Below are 13723 nucleotides of genomic sequence, written 5' to 3' on the forward strand. Positions count from 1 at the left end.
ATTATTTCTTATAAGGCTCAACAAGGAATGAAAGTGCCTGCTTTTCGCCTGCCTTAACCTGATACTTATCACGAACGAAAGCCTGACCCGGCATATCACCGCCAATACCGTACTGTGATGAATCAACATTTACGGTGATGTCGTGAGTTCTGTCAATATCGGTTACATGCTCATACTTATCAAGCATAAAAGGTGTGTAAGGAAGTGCACAGAACAATACCGGCTTATCATAATATGCAGTTACCTTGATACCGCTACCCTTCTTGTCGGTCAATGTAAAGTATCTTACATCTGCACGAGTTGAAGATTCCTGAGGACGCATATATGTGTATTCAAACTTATCTATAGGCAATGAATATTTGCCAATCTTGTAGCCTGTCTTTCTGTCAGGATAAGACGGAGCTTCACCTCTGCCGTACCAAGAAATCTGGGTCAACGATTTGTCAACATTCCATTGGAAACCAAAACGAAGAAGTGCTGCCTTTGGAACTGCACTGTGATATACAGCAAGTTTGCCATCAGGATAAACAGTATATGATACAAACGCATTTTTCATAAACTGAACATCAAGAGCAACTTTAACCTTAACTGTGTTATCCTTTTCCTCGATAGTAGTCTTAAGTGCTCTTACAGCCTTTGTGGCACGCTTCCACTTATAATAAGGATGAATAAAGAGGAACGGAGAAACGAAGTTGAGGAAGTCAATATCGTTATCTGTAAGTGCTCTGAAATAGTTTGGAGCCATAGGCGCTCTGAGGAGTTCCTCGCCGTCAACAACATATGATGTAACTGCACCGTTGTCAACCTTAACTGTGAAGTTGTCACCCGATACAACAACATTGTTGCCCTTCTTTTCAGTTGAAGGTGCTTTGCCTTCCTTGGAAATTACAGGCTTTGTCGGAGTATTAAGAATGAATTGGTCAAAAGCAATTTCAGCATTTGACTTAATGCCCGGAGTCTTTTTCTTTGAATGGAATGAAATAGTAAGCACACATTCCTTATCTTGTGGAAGTGAAGCGTAGTCATAAGGAATATCAATAAAGTTTTCCTGAAGAGGAGCAACAGAGAACTTATCCATTTCGCCCGACTGAATTTCATCACCCTCGCACTCAATTCTCCACTTGCATTTATAAGCGGAAACATCGGTGAACAAGAATCTTGAACGAACATTAAATCTGCCCTTAGAAAGGTCATAAGCAGTTGTTACGATTGGTTGATAAACGTGAGCAACCTCAAAATACTGTGGGTGTGGCTCACGAAGTGCAGAAATAACACCGTTTGCACAGAAATAAGTATTTGAACCTGTCATTGCGGTTGTATTGATACCGCTGTACCAATGGCGTGGCTCGTCCTTTTCAAAGTCTGTGCCGTAAAGATAGTTATCCTTGCCATTTTCATCAACAACATGGAGAGTTTGGTCAACCCAGTCCCAAATAAAACCACCGCACATATTGTCGTACTTTTCAAAGTCGTCCATATATTCTTGGAAGTTACCCATAGAGTTTTCCATACTATGAGCATATTCACAAAGAAGAACAGGCTTTGTGTACTTCTCAGCCGGAATCGGCTTTGAATCGGCTGCAAGCTGATTTGCAATATTGTCATAAAGAGAGATTGTAATAGGCTCTCTGTTGCCGAGTTTCTTCATAGTAGCTTCATCAGGATACATACGAGAAATTACATCACTCTTTGTAAGGTCAAAGTCACCCTCATAGTGGAACTGACGAGTGTCATCAAGAGCCAAAGCAGCCTGCTTCATCTTCATAAAGTTGTCGCCGTCGCCTGCTTCGTTGCCGAGTGACCACATAAAGATACAAGGAATATTTCTGTCACGGAGAACCATTCTCTCCATCTTGTCAACAGCCATATCTGTCCAAAGCGGATTTGAACCCGGAACACCCTTACGACGAACACCGTGAGATTCCAAATCGCACTCATCCATAACATAGAAACCGTATCTGTTGCAAAGTTCATAGAAATACGGATCATCAGGATAGTGAGAAGTACGAATAGCGTTTACATTTGCCATCTTCATAAGATCAAGGTCCTGAATATATCTTTCTTTTGGTACATTCCAACCGTTATCCATATCAAAATCGTGACGGTTTACGCCTCTAATCATCAAAGGCATACCGTTGAACAAAATCTTTTCGCCGACAATTTCAACTTTCTTAAAGCCGATGTCATATGTCTTAACAGTAATAAGATTGCCGTCTTCGTCAAGAATTTGCATAACAAGACGGTAGAGATTTGGTGCTTCTGCAGACCATTTTTTAGGGTTCTTAATCTCATTTTTAATGCTCAAAACAACATCATTGTTGCCTGCAATCTTTGCAGAAACATCATCAAGTTCAATAATCTTGTCCGTGTCGCTGATAAGGTAAGACTTAACAGTAACAGAAGCGTCCTTTTCAAGGCGGTTGTTTACATAAAAATCGATTGAAAGTGTTGAATCCTTATATTCTTCATCAAGGTCAGTTTTTGCATAGAAGTCGAAAAGTCTGACTTTTGGTTCTGCAAAAAGATATACCTCACGATAAATACCGCAAAGCCACCACATATCCTGATCTTCAAGATAAGTTGATGCGGCATAACGATAAACTTTTGCTGCAACTGTATTTTCGCCGTCTTTGAGATACTTTGTGATTTCGAACTCGTGAGGAGTCATCGAACCTGTTGAATAGCCTACATATTCGCCGTTTACCCATACTTCAAGAGCAGCTTTGCACGCACCGAAATGGAGGAATACATCTCTGCCGTCCCAATCCTTGCTGATGTTGAAGCTTCTGCGATAGAAACCGATTTCCTGCATAGTATGGTCGATTGACGGAATACGACTCTTTGAACGGCTGAATGCTCTTGGAAATGTACTTGCATAATAGTAAGGCACACTGTATCCCTCGCACTGCCAAACTGACGGAACAGAGATTTCGTCCCAACCGGAAACATCGTAGCTTGGCTTTTCAAAGCCATCAGGCTGATTTTCAAGACCTCTCTGCCAATGGAATTTCCACTTACCGTTGAGGCTCTGCTTATACTTTGATTGTTCACCCGAAAGTGCGTCGTCAACAGTATCAAAAGGCATCGCAATGGCATGCCCTTTTTCCTTATTTATATAGACCGTTTTCGGGTCTTCCCAAACAAATTTTTTTTCCATAAATACCCCTTATACTCTTTGCTTTTTATTATTTATTTTATTGACATAACAGCTTGGAAAGCGGATTCGGTGGCATTTGCAATCCTGCCGACCTTAACGCTGTCGCCGATATTAATAACTTTGTATTTTGTGCTGTCCTTGATTTGCTCGTAAAGTGCGTTATCAGGACGGCAACCCATTGAAAGAACAACAAAATCAACATCAAGTTTTATCTTGTCACCGTTCTTTGTGCTTTCTGCGGTTAAGCCATCAGCGGTGATTTCAAGCAATTTTGTTGAAGGCATAAACACTGTGCCTGCCTCTTTAAGCTTTGGCAAAGCATCATCAAGCTGTTGGAAATATGCGCCCGGTGCAATGGTGTCTGCCATTTCAAGAATGGTAACTTTATTGCCCATCTCACACAAAAGTTCCGAAGTTTCAAGTCCGGTCATACCCGAACCGATAACTGCAACTTTCTTATTCTCAAGTTTAATTGAGCCGTTAAGAATTTCAGTAACAGTGCTGACATTATCACCTGCAAAAGCCTTTGGAAAGACTGCATTTGCGCCTGTTGCATTGATAACAAAATCAGGAGCGATTTTGTCGAGCAACTCTTTTGTAACATCGGTATTAAACTCAAACTTTACACTGTTGTTCTTTGCGTTAGTGTACAAATCATCAACACACCAATGGAGTTTTTCCTTGTGTGGCGGCTTATCGGCAAGATTAATCTGACCGCCGACAGTATTTTCCTTTTCATACACGGTGACATCAAAGCCTCGTCTTGAAAGAAGTTCGGCAGCAGTAAGACCTGCAACGCCTGAGCCGACAACCGCAATTTTTCTGCCGTTGCCGTTCTTTTCAAGTTCAAGAGAATCTCTGCCGATGAACGGATTGACCGAACATCTGCCGTGTGTATATTCATAAGCGTTGTTTTCCATACTTTCAAAGCAGTACAGGCAACATACGCAACGCTTGATTGTATCTTCCTTGCCCTCTTTAACCTTATTAACCCAATGAGGGTCTGCAAGAAGCGGTCTGCCAAGAGAAATGAAATCCTGAATACCGTCCTCTAATTGCTGTTCTGCCTGTTCAGGAGAACGGATGAGGTTTGCTGCAATAACAGGAATATCAACAACCTTTTTGACCTCCTCGGCAAGATACTTTCTCCAGCCGAGTGGGAAAGTTGTCGGTTCAAGCCAATAGTTGAATGTATCATAAGCCGCTGATGAAACATCAATGGCGTCTATACCTTTATCATTAAGTGCCTTGGCAATCTTGAGTCCTTCCTGCAAATCGTAGCCCTTGCCCGGCTGACCGATTTTTGCATACATCTCATCAACCGAAAGACGAACAACAAGAGGAAAATCGTCGCCGCAAGCAAGTCTTATTCCGTCAATGATTTCGTTGAGGAATCTCATTCTATTTTCAAGAGAACCGCCGTACTCATCATTTCTGCGATTAGTGTTTGGTGACAAAAACTGCTGAATAAGATATCCGTGTGCAGCGTGAAGTTCAACACCGTCACAGCCTGCCTTTTGTGCTCTGACAGCACCTTGAACAAACTGACGAACAAGCTTTTTGATGCCTGTTTTGGTGAGTCCTCTGTTTACGCTGTCCGCCATTTTTGACTTTTCGCATTTTGACGGAGCAACGGTGCGAGGAACAATGTCCTTATCCTGAAGTTTCTTTCCCGGGGGAATAATTGCACCGGTAAGAAGCTTTGCATATGCCTTGCCCATAATTTTATCGCAAGCAACCGAAAGCGGAACAGTGCCCATCATAAGACCGAGGTTTTGTCTGCCCGGATGGTGAAGCTCAACAAATATTTTTGCACCGTAGGAATGAACACGATCAACCATATTTTTGAGCGGAGCAATTTGAGAATCGTGAGTCAACGCCATTTGACCAAACGAAGATGCACCGGTCACATCATTGATACGGGTAATCTCGGTGATAATAAGACCGACACCGCCCTTTGCACGTTCAACATAATGATCTGCCATAACATCGGTAACCTTGCCGTCAAACTGACCGAAGCCCATACACATCGGAGCCATTACAACTCTGTTTTTAATCTCTGTGTTGCCTATTTTCATAGGAGAGAAAAGCATTTTGTAATCCATAATAATCCCCTTTATGACTTAGTTTAAAATAAGGCTCGCCGACAAGGGCAAGCCCATAAAACTATTCCTTATTATACTTTTTTGCTTTCTTTTCAGCTTCCTTAATTAGTTTTTGTTCTTGATAGCTTACACTGAATTGTCTTTCTTCTTTTATTCTTACAAGAAGAACAATAAGCCAAATCAAGAAAGCCAAAACCGCACAGCATACAAGAACAATTAATGCAGTGAATACTTTCTTCAAAACTTTGAGGTTATCCATACCTTGCCAGAAAAAGCCGATAAGAGGATACATTGTTTCGTAATTGCCCTTATATACACCGTTGGTAGCTATAACCTTTTTGCCGTTAAGATAATAATAAACTCTGTATTGCTCAACAGGTGCATCCTCAGACGGGTCGTAATTATCATTTACCTCAAGATAAAAATCTATCTTTTTACCGCCGTCGTCGCCTGTGATTTTCTTTGGCAAAGCCTTAACGATAGCTTCAGTGTAAAGCTTTGATTTAAGTTCATACACATCAACCTTACCATCCTTTAATTGGAACGGGGTTGCACTGAAAACAGCCAAACCAAATGACGACAAAGCAAGCAATACGGCAAGAATCACTGAAACGATTGCAACTGTCGAAACACGAACTTTTGAGCCGGCAATGTATTTTGTCTGTTTGTTTTGATTATTTTGTTTGTTTTGTTTATCCATTTGAATTACCTCAAAAATTATTTTTTCTTTTTATTTTCATGCTTGGCAAGTTTTGCCTTTGCCTCGGCAACAATTCTTGCCTGCTCTTCTTTTTCTTTCTTTTCTGCTTCTTCTCTTTCAATCTCTTTTTTCAGAGCGATTTCATATTCCTTTTGCTCTTTAGCAGCCTTGCGTTCAAGTCTTTCGGCTTCAAGCTGTTCATCTGATTTTGCAGGTGATTTGCAAACTGCGACATTTGCAACAACATCCAAAATCAAAAGCACAAGCGCAATATAAAATCCCCAAGCGACACTGCCTGTTGCATTGTTCAAAGAAAAAGTGCCAAAATTTATTGCATCTGCTTTCGGTGCGGCATTGGCGCCCACGGCAAAGCAAACAGCGCTGCACACGGCTGACACAACGCTCAAGCAATCAAAGACCGTAATTGCCTTTGTTTTGAAATGCTTTGAAAGAATAAAAATAAGGAAAAATGCAATGACCGCAAGCAAAAGCGACAACATCATAAAAATCATCGCATACATCGTGAGGCTGAGTGTTCCCGAAAAATGCTCGCTTTTCATATTAGTTATGTACACATTGAAATTTCCGAAAAAGTCTTTAAGCAAATCAATAAGAGTTATCTTGCTGCTCATACCGAACAAATCAAGTCCTACGCTGTCGGCATCGCCTTTGAGAGTTGCCCACGGCAAAAGAAATCCGACGGCAGGCAAAACGGAAAAGATAATTCTTACAATCCTCAATTTTGTTCCCCAAATTGAATACGCTATTCTGTTAAGTGCACGGTAAAAAACGGCGAATTTTTGTTCTGCCAATTGATTATCGGCTTCAAGCCGTTCCTCCCAATTATAGTTTGGAATATTGATGCCGCAAGAAGGGCACTCGGCTTTTATATCATACCAATGAAGTTTTTTGCCGCAATTAGGACATGTGTTTGCCATATTTTTACCTCTATTCGTTTCTATATAGTTATTATATATAATATAATTTTTTATATCACTTGTCAACATTATTTACCTAATAATTAAATTTTTGACATTAATATATATATATTCAAAAAAAGTATTGAATTTATTGAATTACTATGATAATATTTATTTATATCTTTATAAAAAAACAGAAATGAGGGATGCAATTGGAAAACACTGTATCTACTGATGAAATCGCTGCGAGCGAGGAAGAACTTGACAAGCTTGCTTACACAAGAAAAAGGTACCTCACTCCAAAAGAAATTGCGGCATATGTTCTTGTTAACTTCGGTTGGAAGAACTTAGACCAATTTGTCACCGCTTTCAAGGAATTCTTTTTAATTCAGTTTTTAAAGCTTAACCCAACAGTATATGCTAACATCAACTTTTTTTCATCATTATATGATGCGGTTGACGATACAATATCGGGTCTTATTATTGACAGAACAAGAACCCGTTGGGGCAGAATACGACCTTATTTCATCTTGCCGTTGCCTTTGTGGTTGATTGGCGGATATATGATGTTCACGGCACCAAATATGGGCTTTAGTGAAAGTGGCAAAGCTGCTTGGTCAGCCATTGCCATAGTTATCTACGGACTCGGAATGAGTTATTTCGGTGCTTGGAACCTTATGATATACAACATCACACCAAACACCAATGAGCGTGACAACCTTATCACAATAACAAAGTTCTTTGAATTGTTCGGCACTTGGATCCCGTCACTCGTTCCTGTTATGGTTACTCTGCTTCCGAAAATCAACAAAAGCATTTCTATGCAGGGCGTTTACAGCGGCTTTGCAAGATTTATGCTTATTCTTGCGGCATTTTTTGCAGTGTTCGGCTTTTTCAATATGAGAGAGCGTGTTCCGTTGATGAGCCGTGCAGAAATGAAAGAAACTTCTGCACTCGAATCTCTAAAAAACATCATTACAAACAGACCGCTTATTGTGGTTATCCTTGCAAACTTCTTCAATGCGTTCAAGTCTGTCGGCGGTTCTTCCGAATCATACTTTTGGCTCAACAACACCGGCTCGCTTATGAATGGAACTGTTTCCGGACTTTTCACAGGTATACCAAACTACATTATGGTTCCGCTTTCAGCAAAAATGGTTAAGAAGTGGGGAGCCCGTACAACATCAATCATCGCAGGATTTTTTGGTTTCTTTGCGTATATGACTTTATATTTCATCGGATATCATCCTTTCGGAGACAGTTTTGCAGACAACAAAATCTTGAACCTTGCATGGGTTATCTTAGGTTTGACAATCTGCGGTTTGCCAAACAAAATCCTCAACGTTTCCGGACAAATCGTTACGGCAGAAGCTCTTGACTATATGGAGTGGAAGCACGGACTCAGAAACGAAGCACTTGTTACAACAGTTCAAGGTTACTTCACCAAGCTAGCAACATCGGTTACAGGCTGGCTCTCGGGTATGGTACTTACTTGGATTAACTACATACCGCTTACCGATCAACTCGGCAATGCAATTCCACAAACAGACCCCAAAATGCTCAACGGCATTTGGACAATATTCTGCGTTTTGCCGGCTCTTGCAAGAGGACTTTACGGATTGTCATTTGTCTTCTACCCTATCTACGGCAAACTTCAGCAACAAATGATTGTTGAACTTGCAGACAAGCGTGCAGACAGACTTGCAGAACAAGAAGCAATCAATCACTCAACAAAAAGTGAATAAAAAATACCTATAGCGTGTCGAAAAAATATTTTTTCGACACGCTATAGATTGTTGAGAAAGGTTCTGAATTTCGTTTTCTTGCGAACATTGCTGTACGATGGTACCGCTTGTTCGCAAAAAACGAAAAACGCCAAAAATGCCGTAGGTTCAATACCTACGGCATTTTTAAAACCCCACCGTCAACACTTCGTGTTGCCACCTCCCCTTTTACTAAAAGAGGAGGCATAATTCGGTTGATTATATTTTGGCGTGTTTCAGAGGCTTTATCGACAGTCTGAGACCTGACTCAATTGCAAGTCAGGTCTTATTTTTTTGCTTTCATTTATGCTTTTATCATATCAATAAAATATCTGTGAACCGACAAATTGTCAGTCAGTTCGGGATGAAAAGCCGTCACGAGGAAATTTCCTTGACGCACGGCAACGATTTTTTCATTCACCGTGGCAAGGACATCAACCCCATCACCGACTCTACTGATGTACGGTGCACGAATAAACACCATAGGAATTATGCCCAAATTTCCAAATTCATCAACGGTATCAAAGCTTCCGAGCTGTCTGCCGTAGGCATTGCGTTTTGCCGTGCAATCAATCAATCCAAGTCCTGTGCAACGAGGGTCGCCCGTTTCCTTAGACATCAGAATAAGTCCCGCACAAGTGCCGAAAACAGGCACTCCGCCGTGTGCATACTCAAGCACCTTGTTACGCATACCGAGGTCGTCGAGGAGCTTGCTCATAACCGTGCTTTCACCGCCCGGAATAATCAAACCGTCGGGTCTTTCATCAAGGTCACGGAGCTGTCGAATTTCGTATGCTTCAACCCCAAGTTCGTGCAGTTTTTTGATATGTTCTTCAAAAGCACCTTGCAACGCAAGAACTCCGATTTTCATAATTATTCAGAGGATTACTGTCCTCTTTCCTCCATAATGATTTTTATCTCGTTTTCGTTAATTCCGACCATTGCTCCGCCCAAATTTTCGCTGAGTTGAGCAAGGATTTGAGGGTCGTTATAGTTAGTAACAGCCTTTACGATTGCGGCTGCTCTCTTTGCAGGCTTGCCTGATTTGAAAATTCCCGAACCGACAAAAACGCCCTCTGCACCGAGTTGCATCATAAGTGCGGCATCGGCAGGAGTTGCAACACCGCCTGCGGCGAAGTTTACAACAGGAAGTTTGCCGTTTTCGTGAACATAATTGATAAGTTCAACAGGCACTCTGTATTCCTTTGCTGCCTCAAAAAGTTCATCCTTGCGAAGCGACTGAACACGGCGCATTTCGGCATTAATCTTTCTCATATGTCTGACAGCCTGAACAACATCTCCTGTGCCCGGCTCGCCCTTTGTTCTAATCATCGAAGCACCCTCTGCAATTCTGCGAAGTGCCTCGCCCAAATCTCTCGCACCGCAAACAAAAGGAACATCAAACTCGGTTTTGTCAATGTGATAAAGGTCATCGGCAGGTGACAAAACCTCGCTTTCATCAATATAATCTATCTCAATTGCCTGCAAAATCTGTGCTTCCGCAATATGACCGATACGGCACTTTGCCATAACCGGAATTGACACAGCCTCCTGAATACCCTTAATCATCTTTGGGTCGCTCATTCTTGAAACACCGCCTGCGGCACGAATATCGGCAGGAATTCTCTCAAGTGCCATAACCGCACAAGCGCCGGCTTCTTCCGCAATTTTTGCCTGTTCAGGTGTTGTAACATCCATAATTACACCGCCCTTAAGCATTTGTGCAAGATTCTTGTTCAATTCATATCTGTTGCTCATAATAATTACCTCGAAAATATTATATTTGTTCGAACAATTACATCATAACATAATCTGTGCATTAAACAATATTCAAATTTGATAAAAAAATAGAGTACAGATTGAACTTCTGCACTCTAAAAATTACAATGATTTATACATTTTTGCGGCATCTTCCTTCAGTGCGTGCTCAAGAACCTCAAGCACTTCATACTCACGCTCATTCGAGCCGAGCGACACTTTTATGACATCGCCGATCTTGACATCATACGATGCTCTTGCCACCTTTCCGTTGACCTCAACTCTGCCTGCATCGCAAGCCTCATTGGCAACAGTTCGGCGTTTTATGATGCGAGATACCTTTAAATATTTATCAAGTCGCATAAAATACTCCTTTAAATAAAACAAGGTGTCCCGAAAGACACCTTGAATTTTATTGCAAATAATTAAGCGTTAACAGCGTCCTTAAGTGCCTTGCCTGCCTTGAAGCTTGGAGCCTTTGATGCAGGGATTTCAATCTTAGCCTTTGTCTGAGGGTTAAGACCTGTGCGAGCTGCTCTTTCCTTAACTGCAAATGTGCCGAAGCCAACAAGAGCAACCTTGTCGCCCTCTGCAAGAGCTGCTGTGATAGCATCAAATGTTGCTGCTACTGCTGCTTCTGCGTCTTTCTTTGATAATTCTGCCTTTGCAGCTACAGCTGCAACCAATTCAGTTTTATTCATAATTAATCCTCCATTACCGATTTCTCGGAATTTTTTATTTTCTTAGCCTTGTCCCAAAGCCTTTCAAGTTCTTCTATTGATGAACATTTCATATCTATTCCTTGTTCACTTGCCATTTGCTCAACCAGTGAAAAGCGTGACATAAACTTGTCAGAAGCTGCGGTAAGTGCCTCCTCGCTGTCTACGTCAATAAATCGAGCAATATTTACGCAGGAAAAAAGAACATCTCCGAATTCATCCTCAATATCAAGCCTTTTGCCTTGTTCCATTGCTGTTTTTAACTCATCAATCTCTTCATAGAGTTTATCGACCGCACCGCCGACATCGTCCCAATCAAAGCCAATCTTTGCCGCCTTGTGCTGAATTTTCTGTGCACGCATAAGTGCAGGAAGTTCACGAGGCACGCTGAGCATAGACTCTGTTTGATTTTTTTGTCCCTTAGTTTTGAGTTTTACGGCATCCCAACTATTGAGTGCCTCGGCAGTATTGTTTGCAACAACCTCACCGAAAACATGAGGATGACGAACAACAAGTTTTTGCACAATGTCATTTGCAACATCATCAAAAGTGAAATTGCCTTTTTCACTTTCCATCTCGGTATGAAGCACAATCTGCAAAAGAACATCCCCAAGTTCTTCACGAAGCATATCGGGGCTTTGCTTATTGATTGCTTCAACAACCTCATAGGTTTCTTCTATAAAATTCTTTTTTATAGATTCGTGAGTTTGTTCTCTGTCCCAAGGGCAACCGCCCGGTGCACGAAGAACTTTGATAATGGCAACAAAGTCATCCATATTATATTTATCTTTCAATACAAATTCTTCTGCCATAAGTCATTTCCTCGTTATGTGTCTTTTAGTAATATACACTATTTATGCGGGTTTTTCAAGGTTTTAGACTAATTTTTTTAGAAACAAGATAACAAAAAAACTCTCTAAAATTCAGCATACCGCACAAAAAACACAAAATACAGAATAAAACGACATAAATCACACATTTAATTATTATCACGGCAATTATCGAAGATGGCAGGGATATTTGACCAAAAAGTAAGTTGCTTAAGTATAGAGTGAAGGAAAAAATTCCCGTCGGGAAAATCATTGACCTCAAAAAGTCAAATTTAATTTTCGCTTTTTTACATAAAACAACTGTATTCCAAACGGTAATCACCGCATATCCGACCGCACCCGAAACTACCGCACCGTACAAAACAAGGCGTTCGTTGGACACCAACAGAAAGTTTAGTACCAACCTGACAACACCCGAAACAATATAAGGCGCAATTGATTTTTTTGCACATCCGATAGCCTGAACGGCAAAAACCGCTGTGCCCGCAAGCGAATAAAGCACAACCGTAAGTGCAAAATACTTGACCAAATTGACTGACGAAACAACAATGTCATACGAGTTTTTGCCGTAAAAAAGTGTTAGGATTTCCTCGCTGCAAAGATAAAGCACAGCACCGCCGAGAAGCGACAGCAAGGAGGTGTATTTGTATATAGAATTCACCAACGCCGACAATCGTTGACCGCTTCCCTGCTCAAAGGCTCTGCTGATTGCCGGAACGGCAGAAACACCGAGAGCCATAGTCACACCCGGTACTAAGTTTTTGAAATCAAGTGATGCGGAAAACACACCATATACATAAGTAGGCAAATCTGCATCCGAAATGCTGACTATATTCAACGACTGAGAAAACATATTTTTCAACGCAATTAAATCAATTTTTCCAATGGCAATTTGAATTGATGCGGTGTCCAAAAATTGAAAGACACTTTGCACGCCCGTGCTGACCATAATCGGAAATGAGAACATCAAAAGTTCCTTAGTTGCAGTTTTAGTTTCAAGCGGAGTGGCAATTTTCGGGCTGTTTATTTTTGAATAGACACACAAAAAGCACAGGCTGACAAAAGCGCCCAAGGTTGCACCGAGCATTGCAAACGCCGATGTGTAAGGATAAATCAGCGACAAAGCTACCTCGTCATTTATCACAAATTCTCCAAGCACCTTGCCCGACAGCAAATACTCCTTAAAAAGATATGCCATTGAATACTTTGCAAACAGCAAACCGAAAATCATTTTGAAAAGTGCGTCAACCGTTTGACTGACAGCAGTCGGTAGCATATTCAAAAAGCCCTCAAAATATCCTCGATAAGACGCACCCATACAGGAAAACAGCACAGACGGTGCGAGCACAAGGGCGGTGTAAAGTGCCTTTGGTGAATGAGCAATCAAATCGGAATAAGGCTTTGCGACACAAATCAAAACAAGCATACCGACAGCACCGACAACGGTAAACAAGCCGAGTGAACCTTTTTTAAGCGACAACACCATTTGAGTGTCGCCCTTTGAATTGTAGGTGCTGACAAGTTTTGACAATGCAATCGGGAACGCACCCATAGTAATTGCGTGAACAGGCAAACAAAGATTATAGGCATAGGCAAAATATCCCCTGCCGACTCCGCCGATATATGCGGTCAACGGAATTTTATACACCGCTCCGATAACCTTGACAATCACCGTGGACACAAGCAAAACAAAAGCCGATGAAAGATATTTACTCTTTAAGGACACAAAATCACCAACAAAAAAAGACGGTGCAAATACACCGTCTAAAAT

General features: G+C 41.3%; 11 protein-coding genes. 1 reads left to right on the top strand and 10 read right to left on the bottom strand.

Going from position 1 to position 13723, the window contains the following annotated elements; translation table 11 throughout:
- Position 1 precedes the first annotated feature (1 nt).
- From Q0E03_RS05025 to Q0E03_RS05040, 4 genes are all read right to left on the bottom strand, one after another.
- A complete protein-coding gene (locus Q0E03_RS05025; RefSeq protein ID WP_297129986.1) occupies positions 2 to 3157 on the bottom strand; it encodes a glycoside hydrolase family 2 TIM barrel-domain containing protein in 3156 nt (1051 codons plus the stop codon).
- A gap of 32 nt (positions 3158 to 3189) precedes the next feature.
- On the bottom strand, positions 3190 to 5262 hold the full coding sequence (locus tag Q0E03_RS05030; protein WP_297129987.1) for an NAD(P)/FAD-dependent oxidoreductase: 2073 nt from the start codon (positions 5260 to 5262) through the stop codon (positions 3190 to 3192).
- 61 nt (positions 5263 to 5323) lie between these two features.
- Positions 5324 to 5962, bottom strand: a complete 639-nt coding sequence (locus Q0E03_RS05035; protein ID WP_297129989.1) for a hypothetical protein — start codon at positions 5960 to 5962, stop codon at positions 5324 to 5326.
- A gap of 17 nt (positions 5963 to 5979) precedes the next feature.
- Positions 5980 to 6900: a hypothetical protein gene (locus Q0E03_RS05040; RefSeq protein ID WP_297129990.1), complete on the bottom strand. Its 921-nt coding sequence runs from the start codon at positions 6898 to 6900 to the stop codon at positions 5980 to 5982.
- A gap of 194 nt (positions 6901 to 7094) precedes the next feature.
- Here Q0E03_RS05040 and Q0E03_RS05045 point away from each other — a divergent pair, with 194 nt between their 5' ends.
- On the top strand, positions 7095 to 8627 hold the full coding sequence (locus Q0E03_RS05045; protein ID WP_297129992.1) for an MFS transporter: 1533 nt from the start codon (positions 7095 to 7097) through the stop codon (positions 8625 to 8627).
- A gap of 322 nt (positions 8628 to 8949) precedes the next feature.
- On the opposite strand, the gene pdxT is transcribed toward Q0E03_RS05045, so the two are convergent.
- The 6 genes from pdxT to Q0E03_RS05075 all read right to left on the bottom strand — a co-directional run bounded on the left by pdxT (position 8950) and on the right by Q0E03_RS05075 (position 13678).
- A complete protein-coding gene (pdxT, locus tag Q0E03_RS05050) occupies positions 8950 to 9516 on the bottom strand; it encodes a pyridoxal 5'-phosphate synthase glutaminase subunit PdxT (protein WP_297129994.1) in 567 nt (188 codons plus the stop codon).
- A gap of 14 nt (positions 9517 to 9530) precedes the next feature.
- Positions 9531 to 10406, bottom strand: a complete 876-nt coding sequence (gene pdxS / locus Q0E03_RS05055) for a pyridoxal 5'-phosphate synthase lyase subunit PdxS (protein ID WP_367270235.1) — start codon at positions 10404 to 10406, stop codon at positions 9531 to 9533.
- Between the two features lie 120 nt (positions 10407 to 10526).
- Positions 10527 to 10766, bottom strand: coding sequence for an RNA-binding S4 domain-containing protein (locus Q0E03_RS05060; protein WP_297129997.1), 240 nt, complete (start codon positions 10764 to 10766; stop codon positions 10527 to 10529).
- 62 nt (positions 10767 to 10828) lie between these two features.
- Positions 10829 to 11104 (bottom strand): HU family DNA-binding protein, encoded by a 276-nt coding sequence (locus tag Q0E03_RS05065; protein ID WP_078768023.1) that lies wholly within the window; start codon positions 11102 to 11104, stop codon positions 10829 to 10831.
- Between the two features lie 2 nt (positions 11105 to 11106).
- The gene (gene mazG, locus Q0E03_RS05070) at positions 11107 to 11934 is read right to left on the bottom strand and encodes a nucleoside triphosphate pyrophosphohydrolase (protein ID WP_297129999.1); all 828 of its coding nucleotides are present in this window, start codon (positions 11932 to 11934) and stop codon (positions 11107 to 11109) included.
- A gap of 55 nt (positions 11935 to 11989) precedes the next feature.
- Entirely contained in the window at positions 11990 to 13678 is a 1689-nt protein-coding gene (locus tag Q0E03_RS05075; protein ID WP_297130001.1) for an oligosaccharide flippase family protein, read from the bottom strand.
- Positions 13679 to 13723 lie beyond the last annotated feature (45 nt).

Source organism: uncultured Eubacterium sp. (assembly GCF_934525195.1).
Classification (GTDB): Bacteria; Bacillota; Clostridia; order Oscillospirales; family Acutalibacteraceae; genus Eubacterium_R.